The organism is Fictibacillus phosphorivorans, assembly GCF_001629705.1.
In the GTDB taxonomy this organism is placed as follows: domain Bacteria; phylum Bacillota; class Bacilli; order Bacillales; family Fictibacillaceae; genus Fictibacillus; species Fictibacillus phosphorivorans_A.
Genome location: NZ_CP015378.1, coordinates 1,998,986 through 2,019,576 on the forward strand (window position 1 = coordinate 1,998,986; position 20,591 = coordinate 2,019,576).

At 37.1% G+C, this 20,591-nt stretch carries 24 protein-coding genes; 6 read left to right on the forward strand and 18 right to left on the reverse strand.

The window, feature by feature from the left end:
* Position 1 precedes the first annotated feature (1 nt).
* Genes ABE65_RS21850 through ABE65_RS10140 form a run of 3 tightly spaced genes read right to left on the reverse strand, consistent with a single transcriptional unit; the run spans position 2 to position 2,857 of the window.
* Positions 2–160 (reverse strand): hypothetical protein, encoded by a 159-nt coding sequence (locus ABE65_RS21850; protein WP_156499150.1) that lies wholly within the window; start codon positions 158–160, stop codon positions 2–4.
* Entirely contained in the window at positions 147–1,358 is a 1,212-nt protein-coding gene (locus ABE65_RS10135) for a Ger(x)C family spore germination protein (protein WP_197480352.1), read from the reverse strand. The genes ABE65_RS21850 and ABE65_RS10135 overlap by 14 nt, the downstream gene beginning before the upstream one ends.
* Complete coding sequence (locus tag ABE65_RS10140) at positions 1,355–2,857, reverse strand: spore germination protein (RefSeq protein ID WP_066394325.1); 1,503 nt, start codon at positions 2,855–2,857, stop codon at positions 1,355–1,357. The genes ABE65_RS10135 and ABE65_RS10140 overlap by 4 nt, the downstream gene beginning before the upstream one ends.
* A gap of 206 nt (positions 2,858–3,063) precedes the next feature.
* Here ABE65_RS10140 and ABE65_RS10145 point away from each other — a divergent pair, with 206 nt between their 5' ends.
* The gene (locus ABE65_RS10145) at positions 3,064–3,762 is read left to right on the forward strand and encodes a GntR family transcriptional regulator (protein ID WP_066394329.1); all 699 of its coding nucleotides are present in this window, start codon (positions 3,064–3,066) and stop codon (positions 3,760–3,762) included.
* Positions 3,752–4,366, forward strand: a complete 615-nt coding sequence (locus tag ABE65_RS10150; protein ID WP_066394331.1) for a sterol desaturase family protein — start codon at positions 3,752–3,754, stop codon at positions 4,364–4,366. The genes ABE65_RS10145 and ABE65_RS10150 overlap by 11 nt, the downstream gene beginning before the upstream one ends.
* 59 nt (positions 4,367–4,425) lie before the next feature.
* On the opposite strand, the gene ABE65_RS10155 is transcribed toward ABE65_RS10150, so the two are convergent.
* The 13 genes from ABE65_RS10155 to ABE65_RS10220 all read right to left on the reverse strand — a co-directional run bounded on the left by ABE65_RS10155 (position 4,426) and on the right by ABE65_RS10220 (position 17,746).
* A complete protein-coding gene (locus ABE65_RS10155; RefSeq protein ID WP_066394334.1) occupies positions 4,426–4,983 on the reverse strand; it encodes a cysteine dioxygenase in 558 nt (185 codons plus the stop codon).
* Between the two features lie 160 nt (positions 4,984–5,143).
* Positions 5,144–6,637 (reverse strand): amidase, encoded by a 1,494-nt coding sequence (locus ABE65_RS10160; RefSeq protein ID WP_066394336.1) that lies wholly within the window; start codon positions 6,635–6,637, stop codon positions 5,144–5,146.
* Positions 6,638–6,723: 86 nt separating this feature from the next.
* A complete protein-coding gene (locus tag ABE65_RS10165; protein WP_066394339.1) occupies positions 6,724–6,957 on the reverse strand; it encodes a hypothetical protein in 234 nt (77 codons plus the stop codon).
* 178 nt (positions 6,958–7,135) lie between these two features.
* On the reverse strand, positions 7,136–7,963 hold the full coding sequence (locus ABE65_RS10170; RefSeq protein WP_066394341.1) for an EcsC family protein: 828 nt from the start codon (positions 7,961–7,963) through the stop codon (positions 7,136–7,138).
* 113 nt (positions 7,964–8,076) lie between these two features.
* A complete protein-coding gene (locus tag ABE65_RS10175; RefSeq protein WP_066394343.1) occupies positions 8,077–8,592 on the reverse strand; it encodes a type 1 glutamine amidotransferase domain-containing protein in 516 nt (171 codons plus the stop codon).
* An 84-nt stretch (positions 8,593–8,676) separates the two neighbouring features.
* Positions 8,677–9,183: a metal-dependent hydrolase gene (locus ABE65_RS10180; protein WP_066394345.1), complete on the reverse strand. Its 507-nt coding sequence runs from the start codon at positions 9,181–9,183 to the stop codon at positions 8,677–8,679.
* A gap of 318 nt (positions 9,184–9,501) precedes the next feature.
* Positions 9,502–11,946, reverse strand: coding sequence for a DNA topoisomerase IV subunit A (gene parC / locus ABE65_RS10185; RefSeq protein ID WP_066394347.1), 2,445 nt, complete (start codon positions 11,944–11,946; stop codon positions 9,502–9,504).
* A gap of 13 nt (positions 11,947–11,959) precedes the next feature.
* Positions 11,960–13,900, reverse strand: coding sequence for a DNA topoisomerase IV subunit B (gene parE, locus ABE65_RS10190; RefSeq protein WP_082861567.1), 1,941 nt, complete (start codon positions 13,898–13,900; stop codon positions 11,960–11,962).
* A gap of 226 nt (positions 13,901–14,126) precedes the next feature.
* Positions 14,127–14,534, reverse strand: coding sequence for a CoA-binding protein (locus ABE65_RS10195; protein WP_066394352.1), 408 nt, complete (start codon positions 14,532–14,534; stop codon positions 14,127–14,129).
* Positions 14,535–14,779: 245 nt separating this feature from the next.
* Positions 14,780–16,300 (reverse strand): carboxypeptidase M32, encoded by a 1,521-nt coding sequence (locus tag ABE65_RS10200; RefSeq protein WP_066394360.1) that lies wholly within the window; start codon positions 16,298–16,300, stop codon positions 14,780–14,782.
* 101 nt (positions 16,301–16,401) lie between these two features.
* The gene (locus tag ABE65_RS10205; protein WP_066394365.1) at positions 16,402–16,581 is read right to left on the reverse strand and encodes a hypothetical protein; all 180 of its coding nucleotides are present in this window, start codon (positions 16,579–16,581) and stop codon (positions 16,402–16,404) included.
* A gap of 693 nt (positions 16,582–17,274) precedes the next feature.
* Positions 17,275–17,526 carry a hypothetical protein gene (locus ABE65_RS10215; protein ID WP_066394370.1) on the reverse strand — a complete coding sequence of 84 codons (252 nt, stop codon included), beginning with the start codon at positions 17,524–17,526 and terminating at the stop codon, positions 17,275–17,277.
* A 22-nt stretch (positions 17,527–17,548) separates the two neighbouring features.
* Positions 17,549–17,746, reverse strand: a complete 198-nt coding sequence (locus tag ABE65_RS10220) for a hypothetical protein (RefSeq protein WP_066394372.1) — start codon at positions 17,744–17,746, stop codon at positions 17,549–17,551.
* Positions 17,747–18,006: 260 nt separating this feature from the next.
* On the opposite strand from ABE65_RS10220, the gene ABE65_RS10225 reads away from it, so the two are divergent.
* Positions 18,007–18,219 carry a helix-turn-helix domain-containing protein gene (locus ABE65_RS10225; RefSeq protein WP_066394375.1) on the forward strand — a complete coding sequence of 71 codons (213 nt, stop codon included), beginning with the start codon at positions 18,007–18,009 and terminating at the stop codon, positions 18,217–18,219.
* A gap of 103 nt (positions 18,220–18,322) precedes the next feature.
* Here ABE65_RS10225 and ABE65_RS10230 read toward each other — a convergent pair whose 3' ends face one another.
* On the reverse strand, positions 18,323–18,571 hold the full coding sequence (locus ABE65_RS10230) for a hypothetical protein (protein ID WP_066394377.1): 249 nt from the start codon (positions 18,569–18,571) through the stop codon (positions 18,323–18,325).
* A 171-nt stretch (positions 18,572–18,742) separates the two neighbouring features.
* Positions 18,743–19,051, reverse strand: coding sequence for a hypothetical protein (locus tag ABE65_RS10235; RefSeq protein ID WP_066394380.1), 309 nt, complete (start codon positions 19,049–19,051; stop codon positions 18,743–18,745).
* A 160-nt stretch (positions 19,052–19,211) separates the two neighbouring features.
* Between ABE65_RS10235 and ABE65_RS10240 the strand changes: the two genes are divergently transcribed.
* The 3 genes from ABE65_RS10240 to ABE65_RS10250 all read left to right on the forward strand — a co-directional run bounded on the left by ABE65_RS10240 (position 19,212) and on the right by ABE65_RS10250 (position 20,563).
* Positions 19,212–19,520 (forward strand): hypothetical protein, encoded by a 309-nt coding sequence (locus tag ABE65_RS10240; protein WP_066394383.1) that lies wholly within the window; start codon positions 19,212–19,214, stop codon positions 19,518–19,520.
* A 77-nt stretch (positions 19,521–19,597) separates the two neighbouring features.
* On the forward strand, positions 19,598–19,801 hold the full coding sequence (locus ABE65_RS10245; protein WP_156499152.1) for a hypothetical protein: 204 nt from the start codon (positions 19,598–19,600) through the stop codon (positions 19,799–19,801).
* A 21-nt stretch (positions 19,802–19,822) separates the two neighbouring features.
* On the forward strand, positions 19,823–20,563 hold the full coding sequence (locus ABE65_RS10250; protein WP_066394387.1) for a GIY-YIG nuclease family protein: 741 nt from the start codon (positions 19,823–19,825) through the stop codon (positions 20,561–20,563).
* The last annotated feature ends 28 nt before the right edge of the window (positions 20,564–20,591 follow it).

Sequence of the window (20,591 nt, forward strand, 5' to 3'; positions counted from 1 at the left end):
TTTATCCTCCAAACATCAGTTTATATAGTGGTGAATATAATGCATTTATCCAATCTGTAAAAGGAAGCCATTTTCGATTAGAGAGAAAAGTTGCCATGTTTATCATTGAGAAGATCCAAAAGACAGTAAGTGTTATTCGATAGGATTTATTTTTGCTCATGGATCGTTTCCACCCTTGCTCCTACAGATTCAAGTTTTATAGATACATTTGTTTCAAATTCAACATTAGAAAACTCTTCATCCCACTTTTCTTTGTATATCTTCCAAACTTTTGGATCTTTATTGTAAAGTAACTTACCAAATCCAAAAACATCTGTTTTTTTATCCTGCGCCTTTTCCACAGTACTTTTTATATGTCTTGCTAATGCTTGGTTTACTCCTTTCTCCATCTGTAAAAGAGTATTAGGGTCACCAACATCGACTGCGCATGTTACTTCCTGTAAGATCGCTTTTCCATTAACATTAACAACATATTTCAATTTACCGTTTTCAATATGAACCTTCGTTTTTGAGTCAACGTCTTTTACCATAAAACCAACATTACCTTTTTGACTATCGCATTTGTGACTTAAAATGAAGATGTCCTTCACTTTTTGATTGATTATTGACCAACCTCTCGTTTGATCGTTATTCAACCAAGCCACCATTTTATCTTTTTTGAACACAGCCAATCCCGATATTCGATAGGTCTTATCATTTGCATTAATATTTTCTAAATTGGCGGTATCTCCTTGACCGTCACTGATCTTTACAATCTCTACCCCTTGAATGACGGGATCCCTAAATTCTCCATACCGCCATCGAACAACGTCCTTTTCTTTAATACCTTCAGAAATTCCTGTTGAAGACGAAGCTAACATTACCCTATTTCTTAATGACTCTCCAGGGTTCTTAAAAATCGGAGTATACATTGAAAGAATATCTTTTGCAGTTGAATTCTTAGCAACAAACATAATGATATTGTCTCGGACTTCATGATTTCTTTCCATAAAATCAAAGAGTGGAGCAATGCCTTTTCTTCTAGCGTATTTTTCACCTATAACAACACTTGTAATATGTGAAAAAAGTAATTTTCGAGGGAGTATATTTCTCCCTTTTTCAACCGCATCATAAAGGGTTTCACCTTCCACAGTATACGTATAGACTGATCCTCCAGATCCACCCGACGGTGCACCACCTTGTCCTCCTGCTGTGCCTCCAGGATTCACCACTTGAAAATGAACAATCGTTTTATCTTTTTTGTAATCCACACCTATCGAGGAAACGATTAGTAGTTCATTAAGTTCTATTCTGCCCGCACACCCAGATAAAACGAATGTAAAAGAGAAGATAACAGCTATTAATTTCCATCTTCTCATGATTTTTTTACCCATTTTCTATGCAGCTTCGTTTGTGTCCACCATAAGGGCAGGCGTAATAAACTGTCTTTTTGTTTTCCACTTTGAAAAGGGGCTAATGGGGTAAAGTATGGTCTTCCCATCGATGTTAATGAACATAGATGGATCAAAAGGCCGATCATGAAAAATATCATTCCAAAAATGCCTGTTGTGGCTGCTAGAATCATCAAAACGAATCGCAACAACCGTGCAGCACCACTAAAACCATAGTATGGTGAAACGAAACTGGAAATAGCTGTTAATGATACTACGATTACGATTGCAGGTGAAACGAGGCCTGCCGCAACAGCTGATTCTCCGATAACAATGGCTCCTACAATGGAAACCGCTGAACCGATGGGACGCGGCATTCGAATACCCGCTTCACGAAGAATTTCGAAGATGGTTTCCATAACAAGTGCTTCAACAAAAGCTGGAAAAGGTACACCTTCCCTTTGAGCCGCTAAACTGACTAACAGGTTTGTAGGAATCAACTCTTGATGAAAAGTTGTAACTGCGATATAAGCAGCTGGTAGAGCAAGCGATATCATGAACGCTATTACACGGATCACACGAATGAAACTCGAAAGATCGAAGTGATGATAATAATCTTCAGCGGCTTGAAAAAACGAAATAAATGTTGTCGGCGTGATCAGAACGAATGGTGTCCCTTCGAACATGATCACAACATTTCCTTCAGACAAGGCAGCCGCTGCTACATCTGGTCGTTCAGTAGATTGAAAAGTAGGAAACGGAGAGTATCCGTTCTCATCGATCAACTCTTCAAGCATGCCACTTTCAAAGATTTTATCCGTATTCAAATTCGATACCCTACTTATTACTTCTTGTAAGACGTCTTGATCTACCTGGCTTTCTAGGTATGAAACTAATATTGTTGTTTTTGTAATCTTTCCTACTTCAAAAGGCATAAAACGCAAAGTAGGATTTGAGATTCTGCGTCTGAGCAAGGTTGTATTGGTCTGTAGAGTTTCAATAAATCCTTCACGTGGTCCTCTTACCATCGTTTGTGCCTCAGGTTCCTCTACACCTCGTGTCTCCCAAGTTTCAAGAGGAATAGAATAAGCCTCATTCATGCCATCAACGAAGATTATAACGTTCCCTTTTAAAACGGGAGTAATAATTAAATCGAAGTGAGGACAAGGACTTATCATGGCGGAAATTTCTGTTTGATGAATAAGTTCATTAGGCTTTAACGAATTAAGATCAGTTTGTGACCTTTTTATCGGTTCAATGATAGATAGTTCTAACTGTTGTTTATTGATTAAGCCTTCAATATAACAAATCCCAAATGGAACAGGCATCTCTAAGAACTCAACGATTTTTACATCGATGCTCTTTCCAAGAATATTCTTTATCTCAGTTAAATTCTTCTTTAGATCAGAGGATACATGAAGATGATCGTAATTTTCAGTTGATGAGGTTGAATCATGACGTTTTCTTTTGAAAAATTGCTGGCTCATCTCTTTTCCCCTTTCTAAATAATTGATGTTCTCAGCTTTTGTAACTCTCTTCTGTTTTATGCAATCACAAAAAAACCTGGATGTTCAGTCAGGCGCTTTTAAAGCAATAGATTTTGGCATAGGCATGAAACTCTTTTTTCTTCATATATTTGGTAATACCACATTCAGTTATTGGTATTACCAGCAGAAAAGAGGTGTAACTCGTTTTGAAAACAAGATCTTCAGATATTGTAGGACGGCAGATTATCCAGTCCATAATTGAGGGAAAAATAGGCATCCATGAATCAATGCCGTCTGAAAGAGAATTGTCTTCCCGTTTTAATGTAGGAAGACCAACAGTTAGAGAGGCATTGCAACGATTAGAACGAGATGGTTGGATCACTATACACAAGGGTGTCCCAGCCACAGTAAATAATTATTGGAAACAAGGAAACTTAATGACAATCGTGGATATGCTGCAACTTGAAGATGAGATTCCAGGTGGTTTCATTGAACATATGCTCGAACTTAGAATTTCCTTAACTCCAGCTTATATCAAGGATGCAGCTGAGCATAACCGGCTAAAATTAATCGCTTTGTTCTCATCATTGGATGAATTAAGTGATAAACCTCATTCTTATGCCATTTTTGATTGGAACTTGCAGCATGATATGGCTCAGTTATCTCCAAACCCCATATATCGCTTGATTTTAAATAGCTTTAATGACCTTTATCATAGAATGGCACTACAATACTTTGAAAACCCCTCACACCGATTAATTTCTAAACGATACTACTTTGCTCTTTTGGATTCAATATGGAATGGAGACATTGAAGGAACTGAAAAGATAGCTCGATCGATGATGAAAACCAGCTTACAGCTTTGGAAGAAACAGATGAACGGAGGAGAAATACATGAAGAGTAAAGGAATGTATGGCGATTTTTTCTTGCATATTGATATCTTAATAATGATGTTGATTTTTATAGCAATGAATAGCTACTTATTTACAACGAAAATTACAATTAATGTCTTATTGTTCTTCCCTCTAGGTATCTTAATTTACATGTTCAGCGAATACCTCACACATCGTTATTTCTTTCATATTAAAGCACCTAAAAATACATTTTTGTTCAAACTAATAAAAAGATTGCATTATGATCATCACAAAAAGCCAAATGATTTGAAATTATTGTTTTTGCCCATTTGGTATAGCGTTCCTAGCCTCTTTCTTTTATCCACTCTTCTTTTTTTCAGCACACGGTCTATCCCATACACCTTGTCTTTTGCAAGCGGTCTTATGTTTATGTTTTTCATCTACGAATGGAAACATTATGTGGCACACCGTCCGCTGAAGCCTAAGACCAGATTTGGAAGATGGATTAAAAAAACACATACCTTACATCATTATAAGAACGAGAACTATTGGTATGGTGTTTCTACTCCTTTTATCGATGTCTTATTCGGGACGTTAAAAGATGAGAAAGAGGTGGAATTGAGTGCTACTGCGAAAGATTTAGAAGATCGATAGTAAGGAAGAAATAGAAAAGTCCAACTAAGCTTTGGCATTAATTGGACTTTAATCATTTTTTATGCGTTCAACTGTATTTCTCTTAACTTTTGACGTTGCTCATCCGGCCACCATGCTCCGCAATCATCAGAGACTACACATACGGAACATTTTTCAAGATCATATACCTTCATACCACTGATTGGTGGTGAATAGAGGTGAAGTGTGACAAGATCGCTTTTCTTTTGTGCTTTCATCTTATGAATCCCTTTTTTAGGTGCGTAAAAAATTTGGTCTTTATCATGAGTCTTTGTAAATAACTCAGAAGGCAATCCATTTTCTTTAATCTCATACACAGTATTTTCGGAGCAACCACTAAGCACTTTAATCCAGCCTTGAGAAGATCCGTGATCATGTGGAGCACACTCTAACTGAGACCAATTCATTACCAAAAGTTCTACATCTTCGTTTTGATATAAAAGCTTTCTATAATAAGGTTTATTCTTTGAGGACTTCAGTTCTGTTTCGATATCTTTAAGATCAATATCTAATGACAAAAGGGCTGTCTTGAGATCTTGTTTTGAAGGATTGCTATTGATTGAATCTAGATTATTCAATGATTTAAGTATCGTCTTCAACACGTTACCTCCTTCTAAAGTGTTTAATTATTAGATGAAATAGAGTGAAGCGCCACTTTAATTGTATGAACAAATACTCGTCACTTATGTAAATAAAAAGACATTTACCCAAATAAAAAAACCATCTAGCATTAGCTAAACGGTTGAAGTATCGCAGTTTTTAAAATAATGGATTTTGTCTTACATCTATCCAATGGTCCGATTGTTCAAGTTCTCCAGCCATTTTCAGCAACAAACTCTCCTGACCTCGAGCCGCCATGAACTGTACTCCGATCGGAAGTCCCTCTCCTGTAAGATGAAGTGGAACACTCATAGCCGGCTGACCAGTTAGATTCGCTAATTGGGTAAAAGGAGTTCGAGCCAAATTTTTTCTAGCGATCTGATCGACGATTCCAGCCTTCTTTAATAATCTACTAAGCCCTATCTGACCGATAGTACGAATAAGAAATTGTTCTGAAGTGGTTGGCTGAAGCTCTCCAATCTTTGCCGGGGGAAAAGCCGTCGTGGGTGTTATGTAAATATCATAAGTCTCATGAAAGGTCTCCATCTGGAGAGCGGCTTTATCCCATTCTCTTATACTGAGTACAAATTCTTCTGCTGAAGTTGCTTTTCCGATCAAACCTAGCAGCCAAGTAGAAGGTTCTACATCCTTGTATGTCGCTTTCCGACCTAGAATACTTTCCAGTGACGTTATAGTGGCAGCAGTTTCTCCAAAGTACATCATAAGATAACTTTTCACTAACTTATATCCATCAACAGGAGCATCTACTTCTTCCACGTGATGTCCCATAGTCTCTAATAATTTTGCAGATTTGATAACGGCATCTCGACATTCAGGATGAACTTCAGTTCCAATGGGAGAAGAGATAGAATAAGCAATTCTTAACTTTCGAGTCAAAGGAGTGCTAGCCGCATTAAGAAAACTGCCTTCAAAACTAGGCGTATGGAAGGCACCTGCTTTTTCATGGCCTTGCAATTGATCAAGCAAGGCTGCACTATCTCTAACAGTTCGGGTTATGACGTGTTCAGTTGATGCACCTTGCCATGAGCGGCCAAGATTTGGTCCGACTGGGGTCCTACCTCTTGTTGGTTTTAATCCGAACAAGCCACAATAAGATGCTGGAATCCGAATAGAACCTCCACCATCGTTCGCACCCGCAAATGGAACCATACCAGAAGCGACTGCTGCAGCTGAACCTCCACTTGATCCCCCTGGTGTATGGTTCAGATTCCACGGATTTCGAGTAGGTCCATATTGAACAGGTTCTGTATAAGCTACTAAAGCAAATTCCGGCACGTTTGTTTGTCCGAGAATTAAAACGCCTGCTTTTCGTAATCTTCTTACATATTCAGAATCCGTTTTTGCCCGGTAAGAAAGGAAAGCTTTCGAGCCTGCCGTAATCGGTTCTCCTTCCATCTCTTGAGAAATATTCTTCAATAGAGTTGGTACACCTGCAAACAAGCCATTTTGTTCATCTGTGGTCATTACTCGAGCCTTTTCATACATCATGTTAATAACCGCGTTAATTTTCGGATTTAATGTATCAATTCTTTTAATAGACTCTTCAACTAATTCAATGGGCTGAACTTCTTTTTTTCTAACCAACTCAGCAAGTCCTAACCCATCATAATCTTCGTAATTGAATCCTATCATCTACTCCACTCCTAAAACTTTGATGAGAATGCTTTACAAAATCATTATTTAATAAAATATGTGCACCTCGTGGAGTTGAAGTAATCTTATGATTTTCGTTCATTACCCCTTTTAAAATTGCCCGTTATTTTAGCCATAATTAACTGTTCTGCCATCTCACTTTCAGCAGTTCTTATGCGATTTAAAAACTTTTCAGCTTCCTTTCCTTTAAGAATTTTTACTTGTTTTCCGTAATAATCTATAAATACGTTTTGATCCTTTGTTTCTCGATAACTAAAAGGTTTCTCTTCCAAACGATTTCTTTTATCAATATGTTCCATTTTCTCGTCACCTGCTTACGTTCTACTATTTACATATATTACTTTTGTGTATTACATGTACTTTCCACATCCATGTTCATTAGTCCTTCAAAACGGAATTATGTTTACAAGTTGTATGAATTTGATCAAAAAAAGACATTTCTTTAATCTTTAAGAATGTCTTTTTTATCTATTCTATCTACTTCGATTCAATAATAGATTTGGGCGTAGTATCACTCTTTAACCGTTCTACTATTCTTCTTTTTTGGTAAAGCATGGTTCCTGTTTCTGCAAGGTCATTGATCATGGATCGATTCGCAAATGCGCCAAAGATAATTCCTGCAATAGGTACCATCTGAAATAGCTTTTTCCAGCCAAATGATTCTGTAAATGTTAAAGTGACTTCGCGCCAACCTTGAATTTGAGAAATAACTTCTCTTGATTTCATTTCGTCCTCACTAATTGCGGCAAGGTCATTAAGAATCGCTTCTTTACCTACATAATCAGACGTAGAGAACTGAAGGCATTTTAGGATATAGACTCGTTCTTCTTTATCGTTTGGATCATACCCATGTATGATTGCGATCTCTTGTAAGGTCTTTAAAGAGATTGCTAATATAGCAGGAATATCAATCGCTAGGGTAAAGATGCCACCAATTCCAGTGCTAGCCCCTTGTAGGGTAGCAGCACTTTTTCGTTTGTTTGCTAATTCTAAAGAAACGTTCTTCATTTCTTCAACGGGTATTGTTTTAAAATCTGCTAACTCATGAATTATCCTACCCGTTTGTTTTTCGTAGAACTGAAAAACAGATTTCTCTTTGGTTAGATATTGACCGCCGTTTTGTATGTACCCACCAATTTCATCGAGAAGTGTACCAATCTTATTTTGAATAAACTTTGGTGTCACTTTATCTAGCACCTTGAACGGAAGCCGAGTAATGCGCTCCCAGAACCACAAGCCTTTTTGATCTTTTTCCCATTTTTCGATCTGTTGTAGTTCTTTCAATAAAAATTCTTTTGATTCCATCGTTCTTCATCCTATCTATATTTTCATACCTCTTTTACGCTTTGTGCAGAATTTAGTTTCAACCCGTGAAAAACCGTCTAGAACCAAGTTCTAGACGGTTTTTCTATCAATAGTTATTGTTGTAGCGTTTTTAAGGATTCGCGAATAAAAGCTGGAATGTCTTCTGGTTGGCGACTTGTTACAAGATTACCCCCGCACACCACTACTTCTTCATCCTTAACTTTAGCTCCAGCATTCTTTAAATCCACATGAATGGATTTATACCCTGTAATGTGTCTACCATTTAATACCTCAGCGGAAATTAAGAGTTGCGGTCCATGACAGATTGCAAATACGGGCTTCCCTTCATCAGCAAAATGCTTCGTGAACTGTACGAACTGATCATCACCTCTTAAAATATCAGGCGAGAATCCACCAGGAATAAAAAGCGCGTCATACTCTTCAGGTGACACTTCCGAGATTGCAGCATTCGTAGTTACTTGTGCTTCCTTTTGCTTTCCTTCAAGTGTTGCCCCTTTTTCTGATCCGATCACGGTTACCTCATGGCCAGCTTCACGAAACGCTTTTGCTGGATCCGTATATTCTACATCTTCAAACATGTTTGCGAGTACTGTTGCAATTTTAGCCATTATTTAACCACTCCTCAATTTTGTGTGTACATTTGTTGTATTACCATTGAGGAAGTAAATTAAACCCTTTTTTAAGTTCATGTCTTAAAATAAAGATACAATATAGAGATGAATCATCAATACAGCGGCTATTAATCCTAGTAACGAGGCAATGTTTGTTTCGGTTTTAGATCCTGTTTTCGTGTAGAAAGGAAAACGAAATCGAATGGGCAGCGGATAAAGAAGCTGAATACCTCTAGACGTTGCAGCATCCAAAACCAGATGTGAAAGCACCCCTACCACTAAACCGATGCTTAAAGATTCTTCCAATCGCCAGTCTATCCATTGCGGCAATAAAAATAATAATAAGATCATAATCCAACTATGTGTGACAGTACGATGACCAAATGTCTTAGAAATTGTTTTTGAAAGAAGAACCGTTTTCTTTCCTAAATAGGATCCAGGGTGGCAAAGATCTGGTAGCAAACTGCCAAGAACAGCAGCACCAAAAAAAGTCAGCTCATGCTGCAGAGTCTCCGGAGGCAAATCGGTAAATGCTTTATAAGCAGCCCCTGCTACAACCCCTCCAAGTAAATGTGTGTTGCTCTTCATGTTATGTATCTCTCATTTCTCTGGTTGTGTACTTTTCCTGTTGTTTTTTCTTTCTTTTCATTTACAAGTTAAAGAAGTTCTTATCAAAAGGTTGAAGATCTTAATATTTTTTTATGTGCTTCATTGATAAGTTGATCGTAGTGCAAGGTACGAGACTCCTATGGGACGAGCGGTCAGGTGGAGACTCTTAATGGCGCAAAGCGGCAGGAGGCTCACCGCACGCCCCATGGAAAGCGAGTATCCTGGAACGAAGATCAACCACTTCCACGAACTGCGAAGTTTCAAACTTCCAAAGAAAGAACAAAAGAGCAGCAAGCGCTACTCTTTTGTTTGATCGGTTGAAACCAATGATTTAATTCGAGTAATAGGACCCGTTTCCCCCGTATCCACAACAAACGATCCATTGTTATATCGATCAGCTGGCTTATAGTTCACTGCTGAAATCGTTTCAACTTTTCCTGAACTTGTTTCTAAGACAAACTGTATGTCATCGGCTGTAATTAACTTCATACCTACAATACGATGAGGGTTCGATTTTAATTCTCTTACCATCACAAGACCACGTTTAGCACGTGATGTTTTTTCAAATTCTGAAATCTTCATCTTTTTAAGCGCCCCACGCTGTGTGGCAATAACAACTTGTGCCTTCTCAGGATCTTCTGGTAGCGCAAATCCGCTAACCACATGGTCACCAGCTTTTAAGTTAATTCCTTTAACTCCAGAAGCTCTTTGTCCAACAATTGAGATCTCTTCTTCAGCAAACCATAGTCCCAATCCAAAATGTGTCGTTATGAAAACATCTTGTTGACCGTTCGTTAATGAAACGTCAACAACTTCATCATCTGCTTTTAATTTTACGGCCATAAGTGGACGGTTATATCGAGTGGCCTTATAAGACTTAAGTTCTGTTTTCTTAGCCATACCTTGCTTTGTAAAGAAGATGAGGTATTGATTCTCTGCAAACTCTTTGATCGGGTATGCTTTAATCAATCTTTCATCCTTATCTAGACCAACAAGGCTCGCTAAGTGTTGCCCCATGTCCTTCCAGCGGATCTCTGGCATCTCATATACTGGCAGGTAGACGTAGTTTCCTTTGTTCGTGAACATGAGAAGGGTTTCTGTTGTGTTGAGCTGAGACGCCATCAGGAGAGAATCTGTATCTTTCATGCCTGGCGGTTCACCATTTGAAGCACTGTATGAACGAACACTAGAGCGTTTTACATAGCCATCTTCTGTAACAGTCACCATAACATCTTCAGACGGTATCATGACTTCCATGTCGATCTTAATCTCTTCGATTTCTGCTTCAATGATTGTACGGCGTGGATCAGCGTATTTCTTCTGAACCTCAGCCATCTCTTTTTTGATCACGTTGAACAGCTTTTTCTCGCTGTCTAACAAGGAACGCAGATACGTAATTTTTTTCGCTAATTCCTCAGCTTCCGATTGAAGCGTCGTGATATCTGTATTCGTTAAACGATACAACTGTAAAGTAACAATTGCTTCAGCTTGTAGTTCTGTAAACTGAAACTTTTCAATGATGTTGTCTTTTGCATTTCGTTTATCTTTAGAAGCACGGATCGTTTCAATCACTTCGTCTAGGATGGAAATCGCTTTGATCAAACCTTCAACGATGTGTGAACGTTCTTCTGCTTTTCTTAAATCATAACGTGTTCTGCGAGTAACAACTTCTTTTTGATGCTGAATATAAGAATGAAGAATCGCCTTCAGACCCATTAGTTTCGGTGTTTTATTATGAATCGCTACCATGTTGTAGTTGTAAGAGACTTGAAGATCGGTATTTTTAAAGAAATAGTTTAGAATTCCTTCTGCATTCCCGTCCTTACGAAGCTCGATCACGATTCTTAGACCTGTTCGATCTGTCTCATCGCGGATTTCAGCGATACCATCTACTTTTTTATCTAAACGCAATTCATCCATGCGCTTAACGAGATTTGCTTTGTTCACTTCAAAAGGAACTTCAGTAATGACGATCTGCTGGCGACCGCCTTTTAAGCTTTCAATCTCCGTTTTTGCACGAATGATAAAGCGGCCTTTTCCTGTTTCAAACGCCTTCTTAATGCCATCAAGACCTTGAACGATTCCGCCAGTTGGAAAATCAGGTCCTTTAATCACGGTCATTAATTCTTCAAGAGAAACATCAGGGTTATCAATCTGCATCGTAACCGCATCGATTACTTCACCTAGATGATGTGGCGGTATATCTGTCGCATAACCAGCAGAGATACCTGTTGATCCATTGACTAATAGATTAGGATAACGACTTGGCAATACGACCGGTTCTTCGGTTGTATCATCAAAGTTTGGTGCGAATTCTACGGTTTCTTTATCAATATCACGGAGCAGTTCAGAAGCGATTGCAGATAGCCTAGCTTCTGTATAACGCATGGCAGCTGCAGGGTCTCCATCAATGCTACCGTTGTTACCGTGCATCTGAATCAGGACATTTCTTACTTTCCAGTCCTGACTCATACGAACCATTGCTTCATAAACGGAGGAATCACCATGTGGGTGATAGTTACCGATTACGTTACCGACCGTTTTTGCTGATTTTCTGTAAGGTTTCTCGTTCGTGTTTCCTTCTGCGAACATTGCATATAAAATACGGCGCTGAACGGGCTTCAGGCCGTCTCTTGCATCAGGTAATGCACGCTCCTGAATGATGTATTTACTGTATCTTCCGAAGCGGTCGCCGATTACGTCTTCTAACGGCAGCTCTCTAAATTTCTCAAGCAGTGACAATCTTTAAACCTCCTCAGAATGCTGACAAGTTCTCGTTATCTAGTATGTTCGTTTCTTCGTTTATGCCAAAAGCAACGTGTTCTTCGATCCACTTTCGTCGTGGCTCTACTTTATCTCCCATTAGGACAGATACACGTTTTTCAGCACGGGCTGCGTCATCAATTCTTACTCGGATCAACGTACGTGTGTCAGGATCCATCGTTGTTTCCCATAATTGATCAGCATTCATCTCACCTAGACCTTTATAGCGTTGGATGATGTAGCCTTTTCCGATCTTTTTCTGTGCTTCTCTAAGCTCGTCTTCATCCCAAGCATATTCGATGACTTCTTTCTTACCAGTCCCTTTGCTTACTTTGTAAAGTGGAGGAAGTGCGATGAACACTTTTCCTTCTTCAATAAGCGGCTTCATGTATCGATAGAAAAAAGTGAGTAATAAAACTTGAATGTGTGCACCATCTGTATCTGCATCAGTCATGATTACAATCTTATCGTAGTTCACATCTTTTAATGTGAAATCAGAGCCCACTCCAGCTCCAATCGCATGAATGATTGTGTTGATCTCTTCGTTCTTGAAGATATCAGCAAGCTTTGCTTTTTCTGTGTTGATTACTTTTCCTCGTAGTGGAAGGATCGCCTGGAATTTACGGTCTCGCCCTTGCTTAGCTGAACCTCCTGCAGAATCACCCTCTACAAGATAAAGTTCATTTCGTTCTGGATTCTTTGATGTAGCAGGAGTTAATTTACCGCTTAACATCGAATCCTTACGTTTGTTCTTTTTACCGTTACGAGCATCTTCACGTGCTTTACGTGCTGCTTCACGTGCTTGTGCGGCTTTAATACTTTTACGGATGAGCATTTCACTAATTGCAGGATTTTCCTCAAGGAAATACGCTAACTTAACAGCTACGACCGCATCCACAGCAGAACGTGCTTCACTTGTTCCTAGTTTACTCTTCGTTTGCCCTTCAAATTGCAGAAATTCTTCGGGAATACGAACGGAAACAACAGCTGTTAAACCTTCTCGGATATCAGATCCATCTAAGTTTTTATCTTTTTCTTTTAACATGTTCGTCTTTCGAGCGTATTCGTTAATGCTTCGAGTGATAGCCGTTTTTGCGCCCGATTCATGCGTTCCGCCATCTTTTGTTCGAACGTTATTTACGAACGATAATACGTTTTCTGCATATCCATCATTGTATTGAAACGCAAAATCCACTTCGATCTCGTTCTGTATACCTTCAAAACTTACAACAGTGTGCAGAGAGTCTTTATCTTCGTTCAAGTATTTTACGAACGCTTCAAGACCAGTATCAAACTGAAACTCGTCTTTTTCACCATTACGTGCATCTTCAAGTACGATTTTGATTCCTTTTAACAGGAAAGCTGCTTCACGTAATCGTTCGCTTAATGTTTCATAGTTATAGTTGATCGTCGAAAACATGGTTGGATCTGGTTTGAAATGGACGGTCGTTCCAGACTTGCGTGTATTTCCGATCACTTCTAAGGTTGTTTCAGGTTTTCCGCCATTCTCAAAACGTTGACGATACGTCTTGCCGTCACGATGGATTGTTACTTCTAACCATTCAGATAAAGCGTTAACTACTGATGCCCCTACACCATGCAATCCTCCAGATGTTTTGTAACCGCCTTGACCGAACTTACCACCCGCGTGAAGGACTGTAAAAATGATTTCAGGAGTTGGTTTTCCGAGTTTGTGCATACCTGTTGGCATACCACGCCCATCATCGGATACCGAAACACTATTATCTTTGTGAATTTTCACGTGTATGTAATCACCGAATCCGCCTAAAGCTTCATCAACAGCGTTATCTACAATCTCATAAACGAGGTGATGCAATCCTCTAGCATCCGTACTTCCAATATACATACCTGGACGCTTTCGAACGGCTTCTAAACCTTCGAGCACCTGTATGGCATCATCGTTATACTCCATTAATGACTTATTACTAGCCAAGTTGTGTTGCTCCTTTCGCGTTGCTGCAGTACTACTATAATAGCAGAACGTTTGTTTCTATACTACTGTTGTCTGTATATTCTCCTCTTATTTCTCGGTAAATCGACTGAAAACCTTTAGTGTCGAAAAGAATATTTTTTAATAAAAAAGTGACATTTCTAGATAGCATGGGAAAACCACCCGTATGATTGCGGGTGGTTCATTACTACCGTATCATAGCATGTTCCACTTTAATGCACTTATCCATAATATAAGGAATCGTCGCACTTTGCAAAATCTCTTCTGCTTCTGCACTGTAAAGTCCTAACTGTGCCCAAAAGAAACCTGCTTTAATTTTTGCTGCCGATCGAGCAACTTCCGGTAAATACTCACTGCGTCTAAATACGTTAACAATATCAACATGACCATCAATTTCTTCGAGCGTTGCAAACGCTTTTTGCCCTAAAACTTCTGAGACATTAGGATTAACGGGAATGATCTCGTAACCGGCATTCTGCATATACTCTGAAACCATGTAGGACGTGCGAAAAGGTTGATCAGATAGTCCGACTACAGCAATGCGTTTTCTTAATTTTAAAAGGTTCTGGATATCTTGTGTCGTTGCAGCTCCCATGAATATCTCCTCCTAGTGTCTTTTTATATAGTTTTAGACAAAATCTGTACAAATGAAACATTTTCATAAAGAAAACTTGGCTGATGCCAAGCTTTTCGAGACAGCCTTAGTTAAACTTTTACGATGACTTTTACTTGTCGCTACGTCTCAACTCTTCCTAAAAAACAGGTTGCATCTTCTTTTTATGTAAAAAAACCGGCGTTCTCGATCAATACATTCGAGACGAGCCCGCCGGTAGGATGTGATTAGTTCTCTAAGCGGTAAATATCACTGTATTTCTTTTCAAAATAAGCGATCAGGTGATCCGGATTCAGTCCCTCACCTGTTACGTCTTTTAAGATTTCAATCGGTTTCTTCATTTTTCCATATTGGTGAACGTTCTTCGTTAGCCACTCTTTGATCGGCAGAAGGTTACCAGATTCCATAAGAGCATCAAAATCAGGTATATCCTTCAGCATCGCATGTTTTAGCTGTGCAGCATAAATGTAGCCTAGAGCATAGGATGGGAAGTAACCAAAGCTTCCACCTGACCAATGTACATCCTGAAGCACACCTTCTGCATCATTCTTAGGTGTTACACCGATATACTCCTGCATTTTCTCATTCCAGATTCGCGGAAGGTCTTTAACTTCGATCTCATCATTAAACAAACCTTTTTCAATTTCATAACGAACAATAACATGAAGTGGGTATGTCATCTCATCAGCTTCGATACGAATAAGTGAAGGCTCTACCACGTTGATAGAACGATAGAAATCTTCCAGCTCTACACCGTTAAACTGGGAACCAGAAACCGTCTTAAGCATGCTGTACTGATTCTTCCAGAAACCAAAGTGACGACCTACAAAGTTCTCCCAGAACAGAGATTGAGATTCGTGAATCCCCATAGATGTACCTGTAGCAAGAGGTGTCCCTACTAGCTCATTTGAAATATTTTGCTCATAAAGTGCATGTCCACCTTCATGGATGGTTCCGAATACAGCCGTACGGAAATCATTCTCGTCATACTTTGTTGTTACACGAACGTCTCCAGGATTCAATCCGATCGCAAACGGATGAACGGTTTCATCCAAACGACCTGAATCGAAATCATAACCCATGTCTTTTAAAACATGTAAACTGAAATCTTTTTGTTTTTCTTTCGGAAAATGCTCGAATAAAAACTTTGTATCAGGTTGACCTGCATCTTTTACTTTCTGAAGCAATGGTACGATTCGATCGCGTAGTTTTGAGAAGGTCTCATCTAAAATCTCAACAGTAACTCCTGGCTCATACATATCTAGAAGTGTATTGTACTTATTCCCTTCATAGCCCCAATAACCGATAAATTTCTTATTGAAATCAACAAGCTTTTCTAAATACGGCTGGAATAAGGAGAAGTCATTGGCGTTCTTGGCTTCTTCCCATACTGTTTCTGCTTTTGATTGAAGAATAACGTATTCTTTAAATTCTGCTGGAGGAATCTTTGCGTTACGCTCATAATCTTTTTTCACTTCTTGTAACGTTTTTTTCGTAACATCAGACAAAGAGTTCTGTACATCTGACTTAGAAAGTTCTTCGATGTAATTCTTCATTTCTTCAGACGTAGACATCGCAAATACATCAGAGGATAATGTTCCTATCACTTCAGAACGTTGTTCAACACCTTTTTTAGGTGCGCCTGTACGAAGATCCCAATACATGAGGCCGATTGCTTCATTAATGTGGACCATCTTTTTTACATATTCTAAAAATTCTTTTTCAACAGTTACTTTTGTTTGTGTCATTATTGCTCCATCCCTTCACGGTTTCATGATTTCATTAAAAACATACCGCTATAAGAATTCGTGACGCAATAAAAAAGTCCTGCTGGTCTATTTTATTTTTTCTAAAATTCTTCCTTGAATAGTTCAGCATACGTTGCAAAAGACGGGTCAATATTGTTAACATGACCGATGGATTGATGAAGAACACTTTGGATTTCAACTTTGTGATGATCTTCCAGATGTGGTTGGAGGTTCTGTAATGCTTTTTGAATGCTATCTAAATGGTTAAATTGAGAGTACATAGAAATAACCTGCCTTTAATTTAATAGTTAGGCATAGTATGTACGCGTTTATTAGGTCTTTAAACTTTTGTTTTAGTATTTGGTGGTGAAGTCTTTATATAATTGAAAAATATAGTAGCGAGTAGGTGTAATATTTTTCAATTTTGACTTAAAATTTGTTTATTACTCTGTTTTTGAAGAAAAAAATATTAAAATGCGTACGGTACGTGAAATTATTTTAGTTTAATACTATTAGTCTTATGGTTCACATTAAAAAAGGCTGACTCATTCAAAAAGTCAGCCTTCCTTATCGTTTTTGGTAGTTGAATCCAAAAGTTTTCTACTGTAATCCATAAATTTAATAGCTCAATCCACGAGTTTTGCTTCTCAATCCACAAATTTCGGGCTTTTATCCGCGAGTCTACAATCTTCGACACTCACAGCTACCCGCACCATATGTTTAAAATACACTCATTAGCTCTGATGTTGTCTAGGCGGACGTTTTCCAAAGTATTGATAATAGTCGGTCTTCAGATCACCGTTGGGGTAATGGATAAAATATTCAGTGCTATCAACGTTCTTTATATTATGTAGAGTTAGTTTTCACATTACTTTTCTATTGAATTCCTTCTATTATAATATGGTAGATTAACTTAGTAAAGTGGATTTCCTACCATAAAATACCAGAACAGAAAAACTGCCCTTTCGGACAGCTTACTCATCTTCACCAAACACGCTTATGTTATCAGTCTCAAATGTATGTACTTTCGGCATTATCACACTACCGTTAGTTGAGACTATCGTTAACAAAATTTGTTGAATTGCTTGTTCATCGATAAGGGAGAGAACCTTTTCTAAAGCTCTCTTCTCATCTTCACCAGACACCATCAAAGATAAAGTTGTATTTAAATCAACGAACACTTCAAAGTTTTGCTCGACTTTTACTTCCTTATTAACTGTTAACATTATAATTCCCCCAAAGTTCAAATTAGTTTTTATTAGCTAACTCTTCAAACATACTCACAAATGTTCCTACTGTTAGCCAGCCAGCATCTGAAAGCCACATTATTGATCCATCTTCATCTTTTGTAAGTTTTCTACCAAGTGCTTTCTCTAAAGAAGTTTTCATGTCATGATAAGAAAGTTTTTCATCAAAGTACTTTCTCCACTTAGCAGGTCTATTCATTTTAAACTACACCTCTTTCTGACTTTTGAATTGTGTGTAATCCAACTATCATTAAGAATCTTTGGTGCTTGGTTAATTTAATCCAATCTCCAACTCTAATTAACATCGTTTATTCATCCTTTCTAAATATTTCTTTAAGTTTCTAAAGATAGAATAAACCATATAAATTTTATTGTCAACTATATTTATAAAAATATATTTGCTTTTCTAAAGATATGATATAATCAACTAAAGACATTTAAATTGAAGGAGAATGAAAGATGATTACTTTTGCGCCACTAGCAGCTACATTACATAGAAAACAAATTAGCAAAACTGAACTTCAAAAAGGTATTAAGACTTCTTCGGCTACAATTGCAAAGATTAGTAAGGATGAGTATGTATCAATGAAAATACTTGATGACATTTGTAACTACTTAGATTGCGAAATTACAGAAGTAATATCTCATTTAAAAGAAAAAGACTCTCAATGAGGGTCTTTTCTACTTTACTTTTTACTATTCGATTGTTTCTTTTTTTAATGCTTTTCTAATACCCTCTTTCAATTCATCTACGGATTTAGTGCTCAAGCATTCTCTAAGTCCTCATATGTTTTATTACCAGTGTGCGTGAAAGTAAAATTAAACCCACCAGCACTTGTCTTATAATCCTTATGAATATTGAATCTTTAGCCTGATCTTTTTTTTCCACTTCAATCAGTTCTGCAATATCAACATTCTTAAAACATTCTTCTACATACTCACCATAAGTTTTCTCGTTGGTATAAATGAATGTAAAGTTAAAGCCGCCTTTTGAGACTTTATCTTCATTATTGTTATTTGTCATTATAATACCTCCCAGTTATATATCGGGAAAGTACAAATTATATAAACAATAAAAACCACCAAGAAGATTGATTCTTAGTGGTTTAATCTTGCCTATATATTTATTTACGTTTTTCTGAGTTGTCAAAGATTTCTTCAATAAGCTCGTCTTTGTTATTAACTTTACACCTTTTCACTTCTTTTTATTTAGTGGTTCAATAATGAGCTTATGTTTTAGAATTTCTTCACCCTCTGGAAACAATTGAAATTCATTGTAACTATATTCAAAAGGTTCTTCTTCCCATTCAATTTTTGTAACTTGAAATAAAGAGTATGTTGTTTTACCTATTGTTAAAAATCCATTAACGTGAATTTTACCATCATTTAAGTCTTCCCATAGCTTCTGAGAATAATCGGATGATAATTCAACTTTTTCTTTATTAGAAAAGTGCATTCTTGCTACTCTGCTGACTTTATTGTCTTTAAGATCATCTGTTTTCATAATAACCCTCCTCGTTTCTTGATATATATGAGGTAGGTTTATCCAAATATGTTAAAGTACTGAATACTTACTTAAAAATATTTACATAATTTGTTTTATTTGGTACAAAGATGTTGGATGAATCTTATTTAAAAATGTAAATTAGAAGGGACAAATGAATATGTGGCAGAAAGTGTTATTTAAATGTGTGTGGATTGTTGCCTTTGTGGGTGCGTATTTTATCGTAACCAGTACTATTGATTACTTTAAGAAGAATGCAGAACCCGCAGATACAGAACCTAAGATAAGTATTGAAGAACTAGAGGATCGAATAATTGATTTAGAAGCAGAACTTGAGGAAACTAAATCAGAATATGACTTTTTATCATCAGAGAATGATGAGTTGAGGGAATCAATAGAAGAACATACAAGTTCCTTAGAAGAAGTTGATACAAGAGTGAGTGATATTGAATGGGCGATATTTGAGTAAGGTGAGATATATTAACTCTATCTTAATATGTTAACATAAGAACAAATGTTCCTGAAATTTGAAAGGTTGGTTATCTTATGGAGTATGACATTATGTTCGCGGTTAAAAATAATGGAGCAAGAAAAGTAACATTAATGCAATTTTCTAAAGCTAGGATGGTTACAATAGAAATTCCTACTGAATTAGAATCTGAAGAAATTGATAAAGAACTTAAAGATGTAATTTTAAAAAACATGGAAAAGATTAATTCAGGTTATTATGATTATACTGGCACTCATTGATTTATTGAAAGGTGATTATATATGCTAACAGAAGAAGAACGAAATTGGGCAAGTCAGATTTTGAGCGATAATGACCCTTTTGAAATCTCTCCATCATATTTTCATAAGAAAAAAACTGAATTCGAAAGAAACAAAAATAAAGAAATTGTGAGAAAAGAATTAGATGGTTTAAGAAAAAAAATGATAACTGTAACTCCTGAAGAGTTAATTGAATTAAAAAATAAAACCGCTAGGGAAAGTAAAGGAATAGCAAATTTAAAAGGGATTTATATTATCTATAATAGCTCGAAAAACATTTACTATATTGGACAAGCAGAAAGGGTTTTTGAGAGGGCATTCAACCATTTTGTTTTTGAAAAAGGGAATCCAATAATATTCGAGGATTATAAAAAGAAAGATAGATTTAGTATTAGTTTTATTCCTTTGGAAGATACTTCATTTAAAACTTTAAATGATTTAGAAGATAATGCTATAAGAGCTTACAACTCGTTAATTCCAAATGGCTATAACAGAAATCCAGGGAATATATTGGATAAACCAATATTTAAAAATGACTCAGACAAAGAAGTTGCTGAATTACTTTTAAATAGAATAAAAGACACAGAAGTCTTTAGAGGGCTTACCAATAAAAGAAAGAGACTAAATTTCATACTCGACTTATTAGCTAATCTTGAATTACCTCGCAATATTGGTTTTGCTTTTAACTTTGTCGAATTAATAAAAGAGTACCAAAAAACTAATAAGCAAATGAATCAAAAATAAATGTAATATACAGAGTAAAAGCCTACTT